The sequence below is a fragment of the Lysobacter sp. TAB13 genome (assembly GCF_052113885.1).
Lineage (GTDB): Bacteria > Pseudomonadota > Gammaproteobacteria > Xanthomonadales > Xanthomonadaceae > Lysobacter > Lysobacter gummosus.
This window is the reverse complement of record NZ_JBFRDR010000358.1, coordinates 1-375: the sequence shown is the minus strand read 5'-3', so window position 1 is coordinate 375 and position 375 is coordinate 1. Positions and strand designations below refer to the sequence as shown.

The 375-nt window shown below is 66.1% G+C and carries 1 pseudogene; it reads left to right on the top strand.

Annotated features, from left to right (window positions below):
• Nucleotides 1-193 precede the first annotated feature (193 nt).
• A pseudogene (locus AB4Y92_RS26525) lies at nt 194-375 on the top strand (3-carboxy-cis,cis-muconate cycloisomerase); the annotation flags it as partial.

Below are 375 nucleotides of genomic sequence, written 5' to 3'. Positions count from 1 at the left end.
GACCTCGCCATTCATCGTCATCGCCACGGCGTCACTCCTCCATCTTGGCTGCGCCGAACGGCCCATGTTGCGGGCGAGCGCGCCTCGGGTCTATCCAAGGACCCATTGGCCTATCCTTGATCGGAAAGCGCCAGCCTAGACAAGGGGAGCGAGCCTGCATTGCGCCACGCATTTCCGAACACGCGGAGCCGCCATGACTGACCTGCCCGGTCTCTATGGCGAGCTCTTCGCCGATCACGAGATGGCAAGCCTGTTCGAAGACCGGGCACTTCTGCAAGGCATGCTGGATTTCGAGGCCGCGCTCGCTCGCGCCGAAGCGGCCGCCGACGTCATCCCCGCGGCCGCGGCCGACGTGATCGCGGCGGCCTGCAAGGC